This window comes from Mesorhizobium sp. B2-5-7, assembly GCF_006440875.1.
Lineage (GTDB): Bacteria > Pseudomonadota > Alphaproteobacteria > Rhizobiales > Rhizobiaceae > Mesorhizobium > Mesorhizobium australicum.
Window position 1 is genome coordinate 522,430 of sequence record NZ_VFUO01000002.1, and the last position, 19,363, is coordinate 541,792.

The window sequence follows — 19,363 nt, forward strand, 5'->3', positions numbered from 1 at the left end:
CATGGCCGGAGCCAGCAAAGCCGTCGCGGACAGCCGCGCCAACCTGCCCTTCGTCTATCGCCAGTACAGCGCCGAGCAGCTGAAGCAGGTGCTCTACAAGATGTACCTGATCCGCCGCTTCGAGGAGGGCGCGGAAGAAAGCTACACGCGCGGCCTCATCCACGGCACCATGCATCTGTCGATCGGCCAGGAGGCGAGCGCCATGGGCATCTGCATGCCGCTTGGCGAGGACGACCAGATCACCTCGACCCATCGCGGCCACGGCCACTGCATCGCCAAGGGCGCCGAGGTGAAGCGCATGTTCGCGGAATTCTTCGGCAAGACCACCGGCTATTGCAAGGGCCGCGGCGGTTCGATGCACATCGCCGATGTCGCCAAGGGAAATCTCGGCGCCAATGGCATTGTCGGCGGCGGCATTCCGATCGCCGTCGGCGCCGCGCTCTCCGCCAAGATGATGAAGACCGGCAAGGTTGTCGTCTCCTTCTTCGGCGACGGCGCCAACAATGAAGGCGCCTTCCACGAGGCGCTCAACATGGCGGCGGTCTGGAAGCTGCCCGTTATTTTCGTGTGCGAGAACAATGGCTACGGCATGTCGACGTCGACTGCCCGGTCCACCGCGGTCAAGAACATCGCCGACCGCGCCGCCGCCTATTCGATGCCGGGCGTCATCGTCAACGGCAACATCTTCTCCGAGGTCGCCGAGGCTTCGTACAAGGCGGTCGAGCGGGCACGGGCGGGTGAGGGGCCGACGCTGATCGAGTCCAAGACCTATCGCCATCGCGGCCATTCCAAGAGCGACCGCAATCGCTACCGGACCAAGGAAGAGATCGAGGACTGGATGTCGAACCGCGATCCGATCACACTGTTCGAGAACGAATTGCGGGAATTCGGATTCATCGACGACAAGGGCATCGAAGCCATCCGCGAGGTGGTGGCGCGGGAGATCGCCGACGGCATCGAGTTCGCCAAGGGGAGCCCGTCGCCTGACGTCAGCGAGACCGGCAATTACGTGTATACGGAGCAGGCGTGATGGACGCGATGGTGCGTGAACTGAGCTACGCCCAGGCGATCCAGGAAGCCATGGCGATCGCCATGGACATGGACGAGCGCGTCTTCCTGATGGGCGAGGACATCGGCGTCTATGGCGGCGCCTTCCAGGTGACCGGCGACCTCGTCGATCGTTACGGCGCGGACCGGGTGCTGGACACGCCGATCTCGGAACTGGGGGGCGCGGGGGTCGCTGTCGGCGCCGCGCTGACCGGCATGCGGCCGATCTTCGAATTCCAGTTCTCCGATTTCGCCACGCTGGCCATGGAGCAGATCGTCAACCAGGCTGCCAAGATGCGTTTCATGCTGGGCGGCGAGGTTTCGGTGCCCGTCGTGATGCGCTTTCCCGCCGGCTCCGGAACGGGGGCGGCCGCGCAGCACAGCCAGAGCCTGGAAGCCTGGCTTGGCCACGTGCCGGGCCTGAAGGTTATCCAGCCGGCGACGCCCCATGATGCCAAGGGCATGCTTCTGGCTGCGGTCGCCGATCCCGATCCGGTGATGATCTTCGAGCACAAGCTGCTCTACAAGATGAAGGGCCCGGTGCCCGAAGGCTATTACACCGTGCCGATCGGCAAGGCAGATATCCGCCGCGAGGGCCGTGATCTCACCATCGTCGCCACCTCGATCATGGTGCAGAAGGCGCTCGACGCCGCTGCCGCGCTGGAGGCCGAAGGCATCGACGTCGAAGTCGTGGACCTCCGGACCATCCGGCCGATGGACAAGCAGACCGTTATCGACAGCGTCAAGAAGACCTCGCGGCTGATATGCGTCTATGAAGCGGTCAAGACGCTGGGCATCGGCGCCGAGGTCAGCGCCATGATCGCCGAAAGCGAGGCGTTCGACTATCTCGATGCGCCGATCGTGCGGCTGGGCGGTGCGGAAACGCCGATCCCCTACAATCCGGAGCTGGAAAAAGCGACGGTGCCGCAGGTTCCCGACATCGTCACCGCCGCGCGCGACCTCGTCAAAGGGGTTCGCTGATCCATGCCGACCGAAGTCATTCTTCCCAAGGTCGACATGGATATGGCGACCGGACAGATTTCGCGCTGGTTCGCCGAGGAAGGCGCCACGGTCAAGAAGGGGGACGTGCTGTTCGAGATCGAGACCGACAAGGCCGCGATGGAGATCGACGCTCCGGCCAGCGGTGTGTTGCGCGACGTGACCGGCAAGGAAGGAGTCGATATCGCGGTCGGATCGGCGGTGGCTTGGATTTATGCTGACGGCGAGGCTTATAAGGACAAGGCGCCAATCTCACCCCTTGAGGGGGAGATGTCGACGAAGTCGACAGAGGGGGTTGCCTCAGAAGGCACCGCCCTCGCGCTGAGTCCGGTCGAACCGACCCCACCCGACCGGCGTTTGGCCGACCACCCTCCCCTCGAGGGGGAGGGGAAAACCCGCGCTACACCCTTGGCGCGTCGATTGGCTCGTGAAGCAGGACTGAATCTCTCCGGCATATCAGGCACAGGCCCACATGGCCGCGTCGTAAAGGCGGATATCGATGCGGTACTCTCCTCCCCCCTCGAGGGGGAGGTGTCCGCGAAGCGGACGGAGGGGGTCGCCTCAGGAGGCACCGCTTTTGCGCCGAGCCCCGTCGAAGTGACCCCACCCGACCGGCCTTCGGCCGGCCACCCTCCCCTCAAGGGAGAAGGGGACGTGCTGAAACTGTTCGAGGAAGGCTCCTACGAACTCGTCCCGCACGACAATATGCGCAAGACCATCGCGCGGCGCCTGGTCGAAGCAAAAACCACCATCCCGCATTTCTATCTGACGCTCGACTGCGAACTCGACGCGCTGCTGGCTTTGCGCACTCAGCTCAATGCCGCCGCGCCGGTGAAGAAGACCGACAAGGGCGAGGCGCCCGCCTACAAGCTGTCGGTCAACGACATGGTCATCAAGGCGATGGCGATGGCCTTGAAGGCGGTGCCGGATGCCAATGCCTCATGGACCGAGAGCGCCATGGTCAAGCACAGGCATGCCGATGTCGGCGTCGCCGTTTCGATCCCCGGTGGCCTGATCACGCCGATCATCCGGCATGCCGACGAAAAGACGCTGTCGGTCATCTCCAACGAGATGAAGGACCTGGCCAGCCGCGCCCGCAGCCGCAAGCTGAAGCCGGAAGAATATCAAGGCGGCACGACCGCCGTCTCCAATCTCGGCATGTTCGGCATCAAGGACTTTGCCGCCGTCATCAACCCGCCGCATGCGACGATCCTGGCGGTCGGCGCGGGCGAGGAGCGGGCGGTGGTCAGGAACGGCGAGATCAAGATCGCCACCGTGATGTCGGTGACGCTGTCGACTGACCATCGTGCGGTTGATGGCGCGCTGGGGGCCGAACTGCTGGTCGCCTTCAAGAAGCTGATCGAGAATCCGATGGGCATGCTGGTCTAGTCTCCTGCAGTAAGCCGGCGCCAATGATGCGCCGGCTTATGATGAAACGACTTGTCAGGCACCGAACCTTGACCCATGTTCTCTGGTGATCGCGACCAAGGGAGGCCAACATGCCTGCATTCGACCCGTCTGACGTCAAAACCTTGTTCGGCAGGGTGATGGGCGCGTCGCCTTCCGACATCAAGCTGGTGGCGCAGCGCCTGCACGATCATGCTTTCGAGCCACGCATGTCGGCGGAAGAGACAAGGCAGCTTGTCGTCAGCCTCGGCTATGACAGCCTCGATGCGTTCTGCAGTGATATCGGCCTGCCCGCGCATATCGCCGAGCGCTGGAGCCGTTTTGGCGTTTCGGGCGAGATGAAGCAGGTGTTCACGCTGCTGGCGGGGCAGCGCAGACGCGTGGCCGAAGCGATCGCCGAATTCGAATCCATGACCCATGTCGGCGTCGAGGATTTTTTGCGCGAGCGCGGGTTGATTTAAACCCAGGCATCTCAGCCGGCCTTGGCCAGCAGCGCTATAGCGGTGTCGCTGTCGGTGATCAGCACATTGGTGTTGACAGCCTTGAGCGCGGCGAGGATTGCCGCCACCTTGCGCTTTCCGCCGGCGGCCAGCACGACATTCGGCACATGGGCGACAACATCGAGGTCGATCGCCATGACGCGCCGGTTGACTTCGTGATCGACGAGCCTGCCGGCGGCATCGACGAAATAGCATAGCATGTTGGCGACCGCGCCTTTTGCCTTCAAGGGTGTAATCAGCGATGACGGCACGATGTCATGCCGAAAGATGGTGGCATCGGGCGATATGTCGCCGACGGTGAGCAATGCGATGTCGGCCGCCGCGGCGCGCCGGCGCACATCCTGCAGCGTCGGCTGCGCCCACAGGAGATCGCGCAGCGAGGGGTCGTCCACCATCACCGGCGCCGTGATCTGATAGCTGTCCACCTCGAACACATCGGCGACCTTGGCGGCCACGATCGACGGGTTGATCCATTGCGAATGCGGCAGGCTGCCGACAAGCGCCACCACCGAGGCGCGCTTCAAGTGCCGGCGGGCGAGGAAACCCAGGCTGGCGTGCAGTGTGGCGCCACCGCCGATCGCCAGCGTCATGCCATCCTGCATCTGCTCGCCGAGATAGGCCGCCACGGCGTGGCCGATGGCCTTCTCCAGATGGTCGTGAACCGAAGGTGTCGGGATGACGACGGCGGCGTTGAGGCCCCAGCGTTTTTCCAGTTCCCGCTCAAGCGCCACCTGTTCGGCTGTCGGCGCGTTGATCATGGTAACGACGATGCCCTCGGCGGTACAGGCGGCCAGCGTACGCATGACCTTCACCCTGGAGACATCGAGCTTTTCGGCGATCTGCTCCTGCGTGAAGCCCTCGACATAATAGAGCCATGCCGTCTTGACGCTGAGGTCCGACGAGACCATCGGCAGGCGAGCCGGTGCGGGCTTTTGCGTGGGCATGGATGTCGTCCCTCATGTGTCATGGCCGACGGTTGTCCTCATCCGGCAAGGCCGCTCTTACGTCAATCGGATGCCGGGTTCGCGGCAGGCCGATTATCGCACAGCTGTGATCATTTGTAATTGACATCGTACATATGAACATATTTTGTTGGTTTCACGCGCTGTGTCATCCACCAGTCATATGCGCCGTGCAGGGAGGAAGAGACGGGGTGCTGGCCAGGGGCCAGACCGGTCATGCACAGACAAGACAGGAGGTCTCATGAAGACGCTATTCATCCAGCTGCTGGCCAGCCAGCTGGCACTCGCGGCAACTTTGTTTGCCGGCGTGGCAAATGCCGAAACACTGACGCTCTACACATCCCAGCCCGAGGCAGACGCAGCCAAGACCGTGGATGCCTTCAAGAAGGCACAGCCCGGCATCGACGTCACCATCTATCGCTCCGGAACCAGCGACATCCTGACCAAGATGGCGGCCGAGTTCGCCGCAGGCAGCCCGCAGCCCGACGTGCTGCTGATCGCCGACGCGGTGTCGATGGAACTGCTGAAGAAGGACGACCGGCTGCTGGCCTATCCTGAGGCCAAGCTCGACGGCATCGAGGCGGATGCCTATGACGCCGACAAGACTTATTTCGGCAGCAAGCTGATCACTACCGGCATCGTCTACAACACCGCTGCCGCCGAAAAGCCGCAGCATTGGGCGGACCTCGCCAAGCCGGCCTATGCCGATGGCCTGGTCATGCCGAGCCCGCTCTATTCCGGTGCCGCCGCCTACCTGCTTTCGGGCTTCGCCGGCGACAGCAATTATGGCTGGGATTTCTTCCAGAAGCTGAAGACCAACAACACCGTCAGCGTGCGCGGCAATGGCGCGGTGCTGAAGTCGGTGGCGTCGGGCGAGAAGCCCTATGGCATCCTCGTCGATTTCATGGCGATGAACGCCAAGAAGAAGGGTTCGCCCGTCGAATTCGTGTTCCCCTCGGAGGGCGTGCCCGCCGTGACCGAACCGGTGGCCATCATGAAGACCGCCAAGAACGTCGACGGTGCGAAAAAATTCGTCGACTTCATTCTGTCCGATGAAGGCCAGAAGCTGGCGCTGTCGATGGGTTACCTGCCGGCACGCGCCTCGGTCGGTCGTCCCGACTGGCTGCCGGAAGGCGTCAAGGTCAAGGTGATGCCGTTCGACACCAAGGCGATCGTCGCCGAGACCGACGCCGACAAGGCGAAGTTCCAGGACCTGTTCGGCGGCTGAGCCGTCGATCCCCGCGAGATGCCGTCTCGACGGCATCTCGTCAGTTCCGGTGAGCCCGGCCGCCCCGCTGACCGATCCCAGGAAACGCAATCATGCCGACACGTATCAGGGAGAGCCGGGGCCAGGAAATGGTCCTGACGGCGGTGGTGGCCGTCGTCATCGTCCTGCTTTCGCTGCTGCCCATGCTGCGCCTCGTCAAGGAGATCGTGGCACCCGGCGGTGTCTTGTCGACGGTGGCTGTGGAGGCCGGGCTGAGAAGCCCGGCAACCTGGATCGCGACATGGCATACGCTGGTCGTCGGCATCGGCGGCACTCTTCTGGCGGTGCTGTCGGGAACGTCGGTGGCCGTGCTTGTATCGCTGACCGACATACGCGGCCGAAGCGCCCTGGTGCTCTGCTACGTCATGCCGCTGATGATCGCGCCACAGGTGACGGCGCTGGCCTGGCTGCAACTGTTCGGCCCTGCCAGCCCATTCCTCAAGCTTTTCGGGGCGGCGCCGCCGCTCGGCACGAAGAACCCGCTCTACTCGACCTCGGGCATCATCCTGCTGCTTGGCGTCCAATACGGGCCGCTGGTCTTCCTGCTGGTGCGTGCTGGCCTGCGCAAGCTGCCGCGCGAACTGGTCGAAGCGGCGCGCGCCGGCGGTGCGAATTGGTTCACCGTACTGATCACCATCGTGCTGCCCTTGATGACGCCGTCGATCATGGCGGCGGCCGCGCTTGCTTTCGTCTCCTGCGTCGGCAATTTCGGCATTCCGGCCTTTCTCGGCATCCCCGCCAACTACCTGGTGCTGCCGACGCTCATCTATCAGAAGCTGGCCGGCGGGGGCCCGGCGGTACTCGGCGAGACCGCGTTCCTGTCGGTGCTGATCGGCATCATCGCCATGGCCGGCATCCTTGCCCAGGAGGTGATGAGCCGCCGCCGCGACTACCGCATCTCCTCGACATCGCTGCCGGCCGAACCTTATGAACTGGGCCGCTGGCGGCCGGTCGTCCAGGCCGGCATGTGGCTGCTCATCGTGCTGGTGCTGGTCCTGCCGCTGTTCGGGCTGGTGCTGACCTCGCTGGTGCCGGGCTACGGCATCGCGCTCACCGCCAAGACGGCGACGCTCGACAATTACCGTTTCGTGCTGTTCGAGCATGATGCCGCCAGCCGCGCCTTCTTCAACAGTTTCTGGCTGTCGATCGCTGCCGCTTTCTTCGCGGTCCTCGTCGCCGTGCCGATCGGCTATCTCATCGCTTGGGGCAAGCAGCGCTGGGTGCGGCTGCTCAATCTTTCAGTCGAACTGCCGTATGCCTTGCCCGGCGTGGTGCTGGCGATCGCCTCGCTGCTCTTGTTCCTGCGCCCCATCCCGCTGACCGGCGTCCAGCTCTACAACACCGTCTGGATCATCCTCTATGCCTATCTCGCCCGCTTCCTAGTGCTGGCCTTGCGGCCGACCATCAGCGGCTATCACCAGATCGATCGGGCACTCGAAGAAGCCGCACAAGTTGCGGGCGCCGGCCTGTTCACGCGCATGCGCACCATCGTCTTTCCGCTGGTCGCGCCGGCGGCGATCGCCGGCGGCCTGCTGATCTTCATGACGGCCCTCAGCGAACTCACCGTCTCGGCGCTGCTGTGGTCGTCGGGCTCGGAGACCATCGGCGTTGTCATGTTTTCCTTCGAGCAGGGCGGCGATTCCAACTACGCGGCGGCGATGTCGGTCATCACGGTCGCGGTCACCTTCGTGCTGATGCTGGTGACCAACCTGCTTGCCCCTCATCTTCCGAGCGGAGTTCTGCCATGGCGCGATTGACCCTGGACCATGTGACCAAGAGCTTCGCCGAGTTCGATGCGGTCAAGGACGTTTCGATCGATGTCGCTGACGGCGAATTTCTGGCGGTGCTCGGCCCCTCCGGCTGTGGCAAGACGACATTGCTGCGGCTGGTCGCCGGTTTCGAAAAGGTGACCTCGGGCGAAATCCGCATCGGCAGCGATGTCGTGTCGAACAGCGGCGGCAGCGTCGCGCCGGAAAAGCGGCGCGTCGGCATCGTCTTCCAGAATTACGCGCTGTGGCCGCATATGAGCGTCGCCGAGAATATCGGCTATGCGCTGAAGGTGGCCAAGCTCGACAAGGCGGTTGCGCGCCAAAAAGTGGAAGACGCGCTTGCCCTTGTCAATCTTCAGGGTCTGGGCGAGCGCCGGCCCGCCAATCTTTCCGGCGGCCAGCGCCAGCGGGTGGCCTTGGCGCGTTGCCTGGTGGCGACACCTTCGCTGGTGCTGTTCGACGAGCCACTCGCCAATCTCGACGTCCATCTCAGGGCCTCGATGGAGGACGAGTTCGCCGCCTTCCACAAGCGCACCGGCACGACCATCGTCTACATCACCCATGACCAGGCCGAGGCGATGGCGCTGGCCGACCGCATCGCGGTGATGGACCATGGACGCTTGGCGCAGCTCGCCACCCCGCGTGAACTCTATCATAAGCCGGCAAATGAGATGGTGGCCTCCTTCATTTCGCAAGGCATTCTGCTTCCGGCGGACGTGTTGGCCAGCGAGGACAACGGCCATTGCAAGGTCCGGGTTCTCGGAACCGAGCTGGTGGTCCGTTGCCGGCCTGGCGAGCGGCCGCGCGCCGGCGCCAAGATCTGCTGCCGCCCCGCCGATATCGAGCTTTCGGCCGATGCCTCGGGCTTCGATGGTCTCGTCAAGCGGGCGATCTATCAGGGCGGCGCGGCGCGGATTGAATTCGCGCCGACCGCTGGTCCCGACCTCACCTTGCATTTCGAGCAACCCGATCCGGTTGTGCTGGAGAACGGGGCGCAAGCGCGCCTGCGCATAAAATCCGGCTGGCTGATCCCGGCGGCGGGGACAGCCTCGTGATGATACTGGACCTTGCCGGCGGCTTCGGAGAAAAGGGCCGCACCAGCCTCGCCGTCAACAGCGGCGACGATCGCATCCTGCTCGATGTCGGCATCAAGGTCGGCGCTTCCGGGGCGGAATACTATCCAGCGCTCAACGGGTCGAGCGACGACATCGATGCTGTTTTTGTTTCGCATGCCCATGAGGATCATGTCGGCGCGCTGAGCTGGCTGTTGTCGCGGGGCTATAGCGGCCCGATCTTCATGACGGCGGAGACCCGTGCCGAGGCGCCGGCCACGCTTGCCGCCTATGCCGAGCCGGAGGATTTCAGGCGATTTCCCTTGCCTGAAAACCGCATCGAACTCTTCGAACCAGGCGACACACTCACTAGCGGCAATTTCGTAGTCAGCACGGGACGTTCAGGTCATGTCGTCGGCGGGGTCTGGTTCGCCGTCGACGACGGGACAAGCCGCATCGCCTATTCGGCCGATGTGGTGCCTGACAGCAATGTGTTCGTCATGGACACGATCCCGCATTGCGATCTCCTGGTCCTCGATGCCTCCTACGGCGCGGATCCCATGCCGGGGGCTGCCCGGGCGCAGGAAATTTCCGAATGGGTGGCGCGGCATCCGCAGGGATGCCTCTTGCCGACGCCGCTGTCTGGCCGATCGCTGGAACTGATCGCGGCCTTGCCCGGGCCGTTCGCCGTCCATGCCGGCATGCGTTCGTCGCTGGAAGCGCAGGTCGGCGCGACCGCGTCCCTGTTGCCGGGCATTTCCGAGCTTTTGCTTGCCCGCCTGCGGAACGCGGCCGACTGGAGCGATGCCGACCCGCTGCCATTACTGCCATTGCTGGCCGATGACGGCATGGGCGAGGCTGGCCCGTCGTCGCGCCTTTTGCCTCGCGCCGACGATGCCGGGTTTCCGGTGTTGCTCACCGGGCATCTGCCTTTGGGCTCTCCGGCCGATCTCATGCACAAGGCCGGCCGGGCGGACTGGATACGCATGCCCACCCACCCGACACTGTCGGGCAATGTCGGCATCTGGGAGAAGGCGGGACGCCCCAGGGCGCTGGGCCATTCCTGCGCGCCCGATCTTCTTGCCGAGTTGAAAAGCCATATTCCGTCCTTGCTCACGCAATGCCGTACGGGTCAACGCATCACGGTGGGGCAAGGAAGCGCATCATGAGAATCCTGATCTGCAACGATGACGGCATCGAAGCGCCGGGTCTTGCCCGTCTCGTCAATGCCGCCCTCGGGTTGAACGACGATGTCTGGGTGGTCGCGCCGGACGGCAAGCGCACCGCCGCCGGCTCGTCGCTGACCATCGCCGGGCCGCTGACGATGCGGCGCGTCAAGCCGAACTGGTATGCGTGCTCGGGCACGCCCGCCGATTGCGTGGTGAGCGCCATGACTTGGCTATTCGCCGATGAACCGAAGCCTGACCTCGTATTGTCGGGCATCAATGACGGCCGCAACGTCGCCGAGGACATCGCCTATTCCGGCACACTGGGTATTGCCCGCGAAGCGAGTTTCTGGGGCATACCCGCGATCGGCTTTTCGCGCGTGAAAAATCCTGACTTCGGCGCTGCCGACGACGAATGGCTTGGCAAGCTGATCGCCTCGCTCTGGCAAGCGCGTGCCGATTGGGCGACAGAGGGCCATTGGCTGAGCGTCAACTTGCCGACCGCGCTGCCGGCCGAAATTCGCCAGCCGCGCATCGGCCGCGACAAGATCGGCCGCACGGCCGAGGTGGTGGAAAGCGCCGGGGATCGCACGATCATCACGGTGCCGCGTGGCCGAGCCCATGCAAGCGAACCGGGGGATGAAAACGCCGCGATCGATGCGGGTTTCGTCAGCATCAACCGGCTGAACTGGTTTGGGGAAACGCGGCTGGACGAGGGATTTCTGGACGGAATCCCACGCTGGCGGCAAAGCTAGCCGATCTCCCTGCGCGGCATCCCCCAGATCACCAAGCTGTCAGCGGCTAAATGGCGTCAATCCGGTGCTTATGCTTGAAGCCGCCGCTATTTCATTCCACATCGGAAGAGATGAAGGATGAGACACGCGAATGGCGCCGGAATCTGCTGTGGGCCTTGGCCGCATCGCTGGTCCTGCATGCGCTTGTCGCATCGTTCTTCATCTACGGCCTGTCAAAAGCCTCACAAGAGCCCCAGCAGGAGCAACCGATAAGCGTCGCGCTCGTGCCTCCGCCCGACAAGCCAAAACCGCAGCCGCTCAAAGCCGAGAAGCCGCCGGAACCTAAGGCTGATAAACCCCCCGAGCATAAGGTTGAAAAGCCACCCGAACAGCCGCGCAAACAACCTGACGACACCGCTTTGAAGCGCGTTTTTCAGTATGGCGACAAAGATACCGGACCGAAGAAATCCCTGGATGGGGGGGCGGCCAAGGACAATGCGCCGTCGCCTGCAAAGGATGAGGCCTCGAAGCCTCCGGTCGTGCCCAAGTCCGCCGAGAACAAGCCTGCAGCGACGGCAAACGCGGAGCAGCGGCCGGATGCGAGCAAAGCCGATGAGAATCCGCCAACCGAGCCGACCGTCACCAAGCCCACGCCGAGCGAGGAAAAGCAGGTCACGGAAGACGCTGATAAACAGCAGGCTGCGCCAAAAGCTTCCGATCAGCAAGCAGCCGTAGAGCCAAAGCCGTCGCCAGCCGAGAGCGACGCCAAGACCGGGGCCGCGACCGAAAAGCCCAAGGCCAAAGTCGTCAAGACGATGAAGTTCAAGTCTGAAAAAGCCCTGAAGTCCCGGGCCGGAAAAGCCACCGCCTCAAATTCCACGAACGACGCAGGTGCTGGATCACCAATGTATTCCGGTCTTCCGGGGGTTCGGAAACTCTACTCGCAGGGCGCTACCGGCGACGCGTTGGCCACGAGTTCCATGAGCGGCGTACCTCGCAGTCAGCGCGTTGCGACCCTTTGCGCCAACGTGCTGGACCAGGAGCTGCAGGGTGCCGACTATTCTCCCAAATGGCTGCCGACGATTCCGCTGAAAGCCGGCAATGTTCTCGACCGCCCCGAAGCGGCCTTCAGCACGACAACCACATGGTACCAACTGAGCTTCCGATGCGAGGTGGATGCCGATGCGACCAGGGTCCTGTCGTTCGGCTTCCGTGTCGGCTCCGAGATTCCACGCAGCGAATGGCCGCCAAACCATCCTCTTTAGCCTCTGCCACTTAGGCTGGCACACCAAGTCCAGCCAATTGCCGGCTGACTTCTTGCCAGTCGGCGCAGACGAAATCGGCACCGGCCGCCGTCAGCCGTGCGGCATGCTCGGCATAAGTATGGCCGCCGCCGGTATAGCCGATCGCCGTCATGCCGGCGGCAACCGCGCCCTGGATGCCGAAAGGCGAGTCCTCGATGACGATGCAGTCGGCTGGTTTGGCGCCCATCCTGGCAGCCGCGAAAAGGAAGATGTCCGGCGCCGGCTTGCCGTTCTTGACCATCGAGGAACTGTAGATCGCATCGCCGAAGAAGCGTGCCAGTCCGGTCACCGCCAGGCTGTGGTTTATACGCTCGATGGAGGACGAGGAGGCAACGCAGCGGTCGCCGGCAAGCGTTTCCAGAAACGAGCCTATTCCAGGCGTTGGCTTCAACTCTTCGGTGAAAAGCACCTTGGTCTCGGCCCAGATATCGCCGTCGGCCGACGCGGGAAACTGATGGCCGGTCAACTCCTTGATCCTGACGATGATGTCGGCCTGTTTCATGCCGACGCACTGGGCGATGATGCCGCCGTGAACGCCCGGCATGCCATGCTTATCGTAGACACGTTCATAGGCCTTGGCGGCCAGTGGCTCGCTGTCGACGAGAACGCCGTCGCAATCGAAAATGATCAGTCTTGACGGCGCCACGCGTTTCTCCCGGCCTCTGTCAGAATTCGCACATCGCTATCGACAAAAAGTCAAATGTTCAATAGCGGGCACGCTCGGCCTCGTGGATAGAGGTGATAGAGGCCGATTCAAAGCTGGCGCAAGACGTCGCTGGCGCGGGAGGACCCCAGCGCCCGCTGCATGGCCTGCCGCGACTGTGCGCGATCGGGCGTGATCCAGTTCGGTTCCGCCCCCAGGAAGCGGTCGAGGAAAGCCACGGCATAGGCCGGTATTTCGGTGACGTTCTCGCGATAGGACCACCAGGTGCGCAGGTCGTCGGCGCATTTGTCGATACTGGGCGCCGACCCAAACTCCTGCTCGTAGATCGCCGAAATCACCGAGACACAGTAGTTGGTGTAGAGAAAGCCTTCCGGCCAGAAACGGATGATGTCCAGCGTGCCGGCATTCCGATCCGTTTCGATGAGCTGGGTGAGGCCGGAGATTTCCCTTGCCGGCGCCTGTTTTATCAGTTCGCGCAGCACGAGGCCGGCGGCAAAGACGATGAAATCGGCGCGGTCGATCGCGGCAAAGCGCTTCTGCGCTTCCATGACCTCGACCCAGTCGAGAAAAGCCCGGGTCAGCTTCGCCTCGTCGATTTCGAAGCGTACGCCGAATGTGTCCGAGACCACCTTGGCGCTGCCGCGGAAGGTGGCGCGGAACCAGCGCAACTGCCGCAGCCGGTGGCGCAGGTCGGGCATGAGGGCCAGTTCATCCCTGAAGGGCAGTTCCATTTCCTGTATCCCGTTTCCCCACAGGTTAGCACAGTCGTGCCCCCGCCGTAATCGCGCGGCGGCCCTGTGGATGGTCGTGGTAGAGGTCAATATCATACATATTGACATTCGCGGAAACAAATGTTCTCACTTTGCTGTTGTCGCGCGCCGGTCCAAGGTGCGCCTCGACTGAGGCTTCGGGAGGAGAACCGAATGGCGATTTGGCAGTGGGGACTGCTTCTGCTGGTTATTGTGTGGGCGTTGCAGTCGCTCGGCGTCTGGCTGCAGATGCGGCACTATTCGGATGTCTTCCGGGGCGTCACCAACCAGTACAAGGACGGCTTCGTCGGAGCCGGCAATTTTCGCGGCCGATTTGCCAAGGGAACGATCGCGCTGGTCGTGGTTACGCCCGACTTGATCGTGCGCCGCATGATGGTGATGAGCGGCCGTTCCGTGTTCACCAAATTCAAGCGACATGAAGAATTCGAGGGCGTTCCCCTCGATCGACTCCGGTCCAACCCTGCGATCATGGGGGAGGGGGAACCCGGTGTGGCCGAGGCCGTGAAGCGGGCGATCGAACAGATCGACAAAGCACGGTCGGAGCCGGGGAAGAAGCCGGGTTTGGCCGGCTTGAATGTAGCAAGGGCATAGAGGAGGCCGTGCGCCGACTGGGATCAACCGGCGGGCCGGCATAAGGAGGAGAAATGTCTGTATTTTCGTTGTTGGGGCAGCATGCCGACATGGCCGTGCACAATTTGCATGTCGCGGGTGCCATGGTCTCGGATGCTGCATTGCATGGCAGGCTCGCCGTCGAGCATGCTTCCGATCATCTCGTGGTCCTGGCGCAGGCGCAGACCGACAGCGGGCCGGTCACCGCCGATCAGCTGAAGGAGCAGCTGAAAAACGTGCAGCAGGAAGAGCAGCTTGGCTGGCTGACTGCCATCGGCAAGTACTTCATCGGCATTTTCCAGAAGGGCGGCGAGGTTTTCGCCGGCTTCGTCACCGGCATCATCCCGACGCTTGTGGTGCTGATGACCGCCTTTTACGCCGTCACCGAACTGGTCGGCGAAGAGCGGGTCCACGGTCTGGCGCGTGGCGCTGGCCGCATCGCGCTGACCCGCTACACCGTGCTGCCGCTGCTGGCGGTGTTCTTCCTCACCAACCCGATGGCTTACACCTTCGGCTCGTTCCTGGAAGAAAAGCACAAGCCGGCCTTCTATGACGCGGCCGTGTCCTACGTGCATCCGCCGCTCGGCCTCTTTCCGCACATCAACCCTGGCGAATATTTCGTCTGGGGAGGCATGCTCGTGGCCTTGCTCGATCTCGAGAAGCGCGGCGTCATCGCCGCCGGCTACCATGTCAAGGTTGCCATCTGGTACGCCATCGTCGGCCTCGTCGTCATCCTGCTCAAGGGCATGCTGACCGAGCGCATCACCGCCATCATGGCACGCCGCCAGGGCGTCGAGCTGTAAAGGGCGGGGAGGACATCATGGCCAAGACATACAAAGCCGTACGGATCACCCGGGGCAAAACAGGGTGGGGCGGTCCGCTTGTGATCGAGCCGACCGAACAGCGCAGCAAGGTTGTTTCCGTCACCGGTGGTGGCATTCATCCGGTGGCGCAGCTCATCGCCGATATGACCGGCGCTGAAGCCGTCGACGGCTTCAAGGCGCCGCCGATCGAAAGCGAAATGGCGGTTGTCGTCGTCGACTGCGGCGGCACCGCACGATGCGGCGTCTATCCGCGCAAGCGTATCCCGACCGTCAACCTGACGCCGGTCGGACAGTCCGGGCCGCTCGCCCAGTTTATCACCGAGGATATCTATGTTTCGGGCGTCAAGCCGGCCGACGTCACAATGGCGGACGGGTCCGAGGCGGTCACGACTGCAGGGGGAGCAGCATCGATGGGTTCGACCAACAACACAGCGACGCCGACGGCGCTGCCCAGCGAGGGTGGCCTGATCGGTTTCATCAGCACGATCGGCCGCGTCATGGGGCGTGTCGTCGGCATCTTCTTCAACGCCGGCCGCCGCACCATCGACCAGGTCATCCGCAACGTGCTGCCGTTCATGGCCTTCGTGACCATGCTCATCGGCCTGATACTGTATACCGGCGTCGGTGACGTGCTGGCGCAGCCAATGGGTCCGCTGGCCAACAATATCGTCGGCCTGCTGATCATCTCGGCCATTTGCGGCCTGCCGTTCCTGTCGCCCATCCTGGGCCCAGGCGCTGTCATCGCGCAGGTTATCGGCGTCGCCATCATCGGCCCGCAGATTGCCAACGGCACGATCTCTCCGGCGATGGCGCTGCCGGCTCTGTTTGCCTACAACACCCAGGTGGGCTGCGACTTCGTTCCCGTCGGCCTCGCACTGGGTGAAGCCAAGCCGAAAACCATCGAAATCGGCGTGCCGGCGGTGCTCATCAGCCGCCAGATCATGGGTCCGGTCTCGGTGCTGATCGCCTGGGTCGTCTCCCTGATCGTTTTCTAAACACCAGAAATAACGAGGTTCGCCATATGTCGGTTCTTCTCAAGACACGGGTCACGGCAATAGGACCCGAAGTGGCGGACCTCGCCGAGGGCGGCGTGGTCATCCTGTTCGCGGATGGCTCGCCACCGGAGCTTGCCGAGGTCTCGGTGCTCCACAAGACGGAGATCGGACCCAGCGACGGCGCGCCTGAAAAGGGCGCGTCGATCACCCTTGGCCCGGTTTCGGCTGTCATAACCGCCGTCGGCTCCAGCGCCTGGAGCAAGGTGCTCGAGATGGGCCACGTCGTCATCTCGTTCAACGGCGCCACCGAGGCCGAAAGGCCGGGCGAGATCTGCGCATCGCAGGTCGATACGCAAGCCCTCGTGGCTGCCCTTAAGAGAGGCGCGATCATCACCATCGCCGCCTGAAAGCATTCGCCCAGCCAGTCTGGCTTTGGCGCCCAAAAAAGCAGAGTATTTTGCCATGGAACGCTCGACCATCGTCAGAGTGCACGAAGGTTTGCACGCCCGTCCCGCCACGCGGTTCGTCAAGCTCGCCAAGGCTTTCGAATCCGACGTCGAACTGGTCAAGGACGGCAAGGCGGTCAGTGCCAAGAGCTCGGTCAAGCTGATGCTGCTGGCGGTCAAGGAAAACCAGGAAGTCACGGTGCGGGCAAACGGCGCCGACGCCATCGAGGCGATCGAGGCGCTGATCGGCTATCTTGAGAACCCCAAGGCGGGTCTCGACGACGACGACACCCACGCTCCAGCCAATGACCAAGGCAAGGAAGCGGCACTCGCGCCAGCGCCCCGGTCCGCGCCAGCTGCATCAGGCGAAGCAAGCAGTGGTTTGCGCGGTGTCGCCGCAAGCGAGGGCGTCGCCATCGGGCCGGCTTTTGCACATTTCCCGCCTGACATCGCCGGGCAGGGCCGCATGCTGCAGGCCGATGAGATCGCCGGCGAGATCGACAGGTTTCGCGCCGCCGTCGCCGCCGTCCAGGCCCGCATGGACCGGGCTTTGGCAGAGGATGGTCTGTCGGCCGGTGACCGCGGCATCGTCGCGGCGCTGAGAGATATCGCCGCCGACGACAGCCTGACCGGCGAGGCCGAGAAGGCAATCAAGGGCGGCAACGACGCGGTCTCGGCCACGATAACCGCCGCCTCCACCATCGCCGCCGATTTCAGCGCCGTCGACGATCATTATCTCAATGCGCGGGCGGACGATGTCCATGCGGTCGGACGGCAGATCAGCCTAGTGCTGCTTGGCCAGGACGACGTCAGCCTCGAGAACATCCCGCAAGGTGCGATCCTGATCGCCGATGATATCGGGGCCTGGGATCTGGCGCGGGCGCCGCTGAAACGCATCGGCGGCGTGGTGTGCGGCCATGGCGGCGCCACCTCGCACATCGCCATCATCGCCCGCTCGCATGGCATTCCGGCGGTGCTCGGCCTTGGCGACCGGATCCACCTCTTGCGCACGGCGCAAGAGGTGGCGCTCGACGGCAACAGCGGTCAGGTGATCATCGACCCCGACGCGGCGACGCGCGCCGATTTCGCCGGTCGTGTCCAAGCGGCGGCGAAGGAGCGTGCCGGCCTTGCGGCTTTCAAGACGGTGACGCCGAAGCTGGCGGACGGCAGGGTCATCGAGGTCGCGGCCAATATCGGCTCGCTGGAAGAGATCGAGGCAGCGCAAGAGGCCGGCGCCATGGGTGTCGGCCTGTTCCGCACCGAGCTCCTGTTCATGCGCCATATGCACCTTCCGTCGGAGGACATGCAGGCCGAGACCTATGCGGCGCTGGCCAAGGCCTTCGCACCCTATCCGGTCATCGTGCGCACGCTCGACATCGGCGGCGACAAGCCGATTGCCGGCATCGAGTTCCCCGACGAGGAGAACCCCTTCCTCGGTTGGCGCGGCATCCGCATGTGCCTCGACCGGCCCGATATCTTCAAGCGCCAGCTCAGGGCGCTGCTGAGGGCGGCCGTGCACGGCAACATCAAGGTGATGCTGCCGATGGTCTCCGATCTTGGCGAGGTGCGGCAGACGCGCGTTCTTGTCGCCGAATGCGCCGCCGAACTCAAGGCCGAAGGCGTGCCGCATGCGACGTTCGATCTCGGCGTGATGATCGAAACCCCGGCCGCCGTGCTGATCGCCCCGGCACTGGCCAAGGAAGTAGCTTTCTTCTCGATCGGCACCAACGACCTGACCCAGTACATCATGGCGGCCGACCGGCTCAACCCGACCGTTGCGAAGCTCAACGACGTCACCAATCCGGCGGTCATGTCGGCGATCGGGCTGACGGCCAAGGCCGGCGTCGCCGCCGGCATCATGGTAGGCATGTGCGGCGAAGCGGCGGGCCGGCCGGATCTCATTCCGGCCTTCCTGGAGATGGGCCTGACCGAGCTGTCGATGAGCCCGGCCTCGATCCAGCGCGCCAAGAAGACGATCACGGCGATGGCAGCCGGGGAGTAGTTCCCGCAATCGCCGCTGGAGCTTACGGCAGATGCGCAAGCAAGGTGGCGAACACAGGTGCCAATTCATCGACCGGGCTCGCCTTGGCGCAGGCTTGGGCAATGCGCTCATGGCGTATGTCGGCCGCCAGAATCGCGATTTCCAGCATGTCGGGCTCCGGCGCGCCGTCACGACCGGTGGTCGCCAGGCCGCAGGCCAGGACGACCGGCGCCAGGCAGCTTACGTCGAGCGCCTGGCCGCCGGCAGCGCTCGTTTCCGGCGCGGCTTCGCCAAAGCGGACCGGACGCTGGTTGAGCAACTCGACCAGCAGTGCCGCGCAGATGGCCGCGATGGCCTGCAGTCCGGCACCCGGCGCGGCCAGCGCAGCCAACAATTCGCCATGGCGCTTGCGCATGGCCGCGTGGACGGCGGCGAACCCGGCTTCATGGATACGGGCGTGGTCGATCTTCAGCCCGGCAAGCACTGCCTTGGTCAGATAGTACATGTCGCGCCGGAACAGGCGCTCGGCGCTCAATTGCTGGTCTTCGTCACCGGCCGGGAAATAGGTGGCGAGGCCTTTTACGGTCGTTCCATCCACTCTTATCGGGCGCTCGTGCGGGACGAAGGATTCGGCGATCGACAGCGCTTCGTCGACGGCACTCGCGGCATGGCTGAGCAGGCCTTCGATGCCTTTGCCCGGAAATGGCGGCAGATGGCTGGTTGCTTCGCGCAGCAGGCTGGCCTCGCTGGCGCCGTCATGGCGGCTCTGGCGGATGATGTCGCGGACTTCCCGCAGCCGGTCCTTGAGGTTGACGCGGACATCTTCGGAGATTTGTCGGAGCATCGCGGTTAGCCTCGAATGTGCCG

The 19,363-nt window shown here is 63.8% G+C and carries 19 protein-coding genes; 15 read left to right on the plus strand and 4 right to left on the minus strand.

Annotation, left to right across the window (positions count from 1 at the left end; genetic code table 11):
- The first annotated feature begins 1 nt into the window (after position 1).
- From FJ543_RS09995 to FJ543_RS10010, 4 genes are all read left to right on the plus strand, one after another.
- The gene (locus FJ543_RS09995; RefSeq protein ID WP_140874904.1) at positions 2–1,030 is read left to right on the plus strand and encodes a thiamine pyrophosphate-dependent dehydrogenase E1 component subunit alpha; all 1,029 of its coding nucleotides are present in this window, start codon (positions 2–4) and stop codon (positions 1,028–1,030) included.
- Complete coding sequence (locus FJ543_RS10000) at positions 1,030–2,028, plus strand: alpha-ketoacid dehydrogenase subunit beta (RefSeq protein ID WP_015315455.1); 999 nt, start codon at positions 1,030–1,032, stop codon at positions 2,026–2,028. Before FJ543_RS09995 ends, FJ543_RS10000 begins: the two co-directional genes overlap by 1 nt.
- A 3-nt stretch (positions 2,029–2,031) precedes the next feature.
- The gene (locus FJ543_RS10005; RefSeq protein ID WP_140874906.1) at positions 2,032–3,435 is read left to right on the plus strand and encodes a pyruvate dehydrogenase complex dihydrolipoamide acetyltransferase; all 1,404 of its coding nucleotides are present in this window, start codon (positions 2,032–2,034) and stop codon (positions 3,433–3,435) included.
- A 110-nt stretch (positions 3,436–3,545) separates the two neighbouring features.
- Positions 3,546–3,914 (plus strand): hypothetical protein, encoded by a 369-nt coding sequence (locus tag FJ543_RS10010; RefSeq protein ID WP_015315457.1) that lies wholly within the window; start codon positions 3,546–3,548, stop codon positions 3,912–3,914.
- Positions 3,915–3,925: 11 nt separating this feature from the next.
- On the opposite strand, the gene FJ543_RS10015 is transcribed toward FJ543_RS10010, so the two are convergent.
- Entirely contained in the window at positions 3,926–4,897 is a 972-nt protein-coding gene (locus tag FJ543_RS10015) for a sugar-binding domain-containing protein (protein ID WP_140874908.1), read from the minus strand.
- A 259-nt stretch (positions 4,898–5,156) separates the two neighbouring features.
- Here FJ543_RS10015 and FJ543_RS10020 point away from each other — a divergent pair, with 259 nt between their 5' ends.
- From FJ543_RS10020 to FJ543_RS10045, 6 genes are all read left to right on the plus strand, one after another.
- Positions 5,157–6,143 (plus strand): ABC transporter substrate-binding protein, encoded by a 987-nt coding sequence (locus FJ543_RS10020; protein WP_015315459.1) that lies wholly within the window; start codon positions 5,157–5,159, stop codon positions 6,141–6,143.
- Positions 6,144–6,235: 92 nt separating this feature from the next.
- Positions 6,236–7,939 (plus strand): iron ABC transporter permease, encoded by a 1,704-nt coding sequence (locus tag FJ543_RS10025; RefSeq protein WP_140874910.1) that lies wholly within the window; start codon positions 6,236–6,238, stop codon positions 7,937–7,939.
- Positions 7,927–9,006: an ABC transporter ATP-binding protein gene (locus FJ543_RS10030; RefSeq protein WP_140874912.1), complete on the plus strand. Its 1,080-nt coding sequence runs from the start codon at positions 7,927–7,929 to the stop codon at positions 9,004–9,006. Before FJ543_RS10025 ends, FJ543_RS10030 begins: the two co-directional genes overlap by 13 nt.
- Entirely contained in the window at positions 9,006–10,172 is a 1,167-nt protein-coding gene (locus FJ543_RS10035; protein WP_140875540.1) for an MBL fold metallo-hydrolase, read from the plus strand. Before FJ543_RS10030 ends, FJ543_RS10035 begins: the two co-directional genes overlap by 1 nt.
- Positions 10,169–10,924, plus strand: a complete 756-nt coding sequence (locus FJ543_RS10040; protein ID WP_140874914.1) for a 5'/3'-nucleotidase SurE — start codon at positions 10,169–10,171, stop codon at positions 10,922–10,924. The genes FJ543_RS10035 and FJ543_RS10040 overlap by 4 nt, the downstream gene beginning before the upstream one ends.
- A 110-nt stretch (positions 10,925–11,034) precedes the next feature.
- On the plus strand, positions 11,035–12,168 hold the full coding sequence (locus tag FJ543_RS10045) for a DUF930 domain-containing protein (RefSeq protein WP_140874916.1): 1,134 nt from the start codon (positions 11,035–11,037) through the stop codon (positions 12,166–12,168).
- 10 nt (positions 12,169–12,178) lie between these two features.
- Here the strand turns inward: FJ543_RS10045 and FJ543_RS10050 are convergent, their stop codons facing one another.
- A complete protein-coding gene (locus FJ543_RS10050; protein ID WP_140712791.1) occupies positions 12,179–12,853 on the minus strand; it encodes an HAD family phosphatase in 675 nt (224 codons plus the stop codon).
- A 107-nt stretch (positions 12,854–12,960) separates the two neighbouring features.
- Complete coding sequence (locus tag FJ543_RS10055) at positions 12,961–13,602, minus strand: hypothetical protein (RefSeq protein WP_015315466.1); 642 nt, start codon at positions 13,600–13,602, stop codon at positions 12,961–12,963.
- A gap of 192 nt (positions 13,603–13,794) precedes the next feature.
- Here FJ543_RS10055 and FJ543_RS10060 point away from each other — a divergent pair, with 192 nt between their 5' ends.
- The 5 genes from FJ543_RS10060 to ptsP are packed head-to-tail and all read left to right on the plus strand — an operon-like array spanning position 13,795 to position 18,517.
- Positions 13,795–14,232: a transcriptional regulator GutM gene (locus FJ543_RS10060; protein ID WP_140662905.1), complete on the plus strand. Its 438-nt coding sequence runs from the start codon at positions 13,795–13,797 to the stop codon at positions 14,230–14,232.
- A 53-nt stretch (positions 14,233–14,285) separates the two neighbouring features.
- Positions 14,286–15,053: a PTS glucitol/sorbitol transporter subunit IIC gene (locus tag FJ543_RS10065; protein ID WP_140874918.1), complete on the plus strand. Its 768-nt coding sequence runs from the start codon at positions 14,286–14,288 to the stop codon at positions 15,051–15,053.
- Between the two features lie 17 nt (positions 15,054–15,070).
- Positions 15,071–16,069, plus strand: a complete 999-nt coding sequence (locus FJ543_RS10070) for a PTS glucitol/sorbitol transporter subunit IIB (RefSeq protein ID WP_015315469.1) — start codon at positions 15,071–15,073, stop codon at positions 16,067–16,069.
- 26 nt (positions 16,070–16,095) lie between these two features.
- The gene (locus FJ543_RS10075) at positions 16,096–16,476 is read left to right on the plus strand and encodes a PTS glucitol/sorbitol transporter subunit IIA (protein WP_140874920.1); all 381 of its coding nucleotides are present in this window, start codon (positions 16,096–16,098) and stop codon (positions 16,474–16,476) included.
- 55 nt (positions 16,477–16,531) lie between these two features.
- Positions 16,532–18,517 carry a phosphoenolpyruvate--protein phosphotransferase gene (ptsP, locus tag FJ543_RS10080; protein WP_140874922.1) on the plus strand — a complete coding sequence of 662 codons (1,986 nt, stop codon included), beginning with the start codon at positions 16,532–16,534 and terminating at the stop codon, positions 18,515–18,517.
- A 22-nt stretch (positions 18,518–18,539) separates the two neighbouring features.
- Here ptsP and FJ543_RS10085 read toward each other — a convergent pair whose 3' ends face one another.
- On the minus strand, positions 18,540–19,340 hold the full coding sequence (locus tag FJ543_RS10085; RefSeq protein WP_015315472.1) for a hypothetical protein: 801 nt from the start codon (positions 19,338–19,340) through the stop codon (positions 18,540–18,542).
- Between the last annotated feature and the right edge of the window lie 23 nt (positions 19,341–19,363).

Coding starts and splice junctions, on each gene's coding strand:
- FJ543_RS09995 (WP_140874904.1), top strand. CDS start 2: ATGGCCGGAGCCAGCAAAGCCGTCGCGGACAGCCGCGCCAACCTGCCC.
- FJ543_RS10000 (WP_015315455.1), top strand. CDS start 1,030: ATGGACGCGATGGTGCGTGAACTGAGCTACGCCCAGGCGATCCAGGAA.
- FJ543_RS10005 (WP_140874906.1), top strand. CDS start 2,032: ATGCCGACCGAAGTCATTCTTCCCAAGGTCGACATGGATATGGCGACC.
- FJ543_RS10010 (WP_015315457.1), top strand. CDS start 3,546: ATGCCTGCATTCGACCCGTCTGACGTCAAAACCTTGTTCGGCAGGGTG.
- FJ543_RS10015 (WP_140874908.1), bottom strand. CDS start 4,897: ATGCCCACGCAAAAGCCCGCACCGGCTCGCCTGCCGATGGTCTCGTCG.
- FJ543_RS10020 (WP_015315459.1), top strand. CDS start 5,157: ATGAAGACGCTATTCATCCAGCTGCTGGCCAGCCAGCTGGCACTCGCG.
- FJ543_RS10025 (WP_140874910.1), top strand. CDS start 6,236: ATGCCGACACGTATCAGGGAGAGCCGGGGCCAGGAAATGGTCCTGACG.
- FJ543_RS10030 (WP_140874912.1), top strand. CDS start 7,927: ATGGCGCGATTGACCCTGGACCATGTGACCAAGAGCTTCGCCGAGTTC.
- FJ543_RS10035 (WP_140875540.1), top strand. CDS start 9,006: ATGATACTGGACCTTGCCGGCGGCTTCGGAGAAAAGGGCCGCACCAGC.
- FJ543_RS10040 (WP_140874914.1), top strand. CDS start 10,169: ATGAGAATCCTGATCTGCAACGATGACGGCATCGAAGCGCCGGGTCTT.
- FJ543_RS10045 (WP_140874916.1), top strand. CDS start 11,035: ATGAAGGATGAGACACGCGAATGGCGCCGGAATCTGCTGTGGGCCTTG.
- FJ543_RS10055 (WP_015315466.1), bottom strand. CDS start 13,602: ATGGAACTGCCCTTCAGGGATGAACTGGCCCTCATGCCCGACCTGCGC.
- FJ543_RS10060 (WP_140662905.1), top strand. CDS start 13,795: ATGGCGATTTGGCAGTGGGGACTGCTTCTGCTGGTTATTGTGTGGGCG.
- FJ543_RS10065 (WP_140874918.1), top strand. CDS start 14,286: ATGTCTGTATTTTCGTTGTTGGGGCAGCATGCCGACATGGCCGTGCAC.
- FJ543_RS10070 (WP_015315469.1), top strand. CDS start 15,071: ATGGCCAAGACATACAAAGCCGTACGGATCACCCGGGGCAAAACAGGG.
- FJ543_RS10075 (WP_140874920.1), top strand. CDS start 16,096: ATGTCGGTTCTTCTCAAGACACGGGTCACGGCAATAGGACCCGAAGTG.
- ptsP (WP_140874922.1), top strand. CDS start 16,532: ATGGAACGCTCGACCATCGTCAGAGTGCACGAAGGTTTGCACGCCCGT.
- FJ543_RS10085 (WP_015315472.1), bottom strand. CDS start 19,340: ATGCTCCGACAAATCTCCGAAGATGTCCGCGTCAACCTCAAGGACCGG.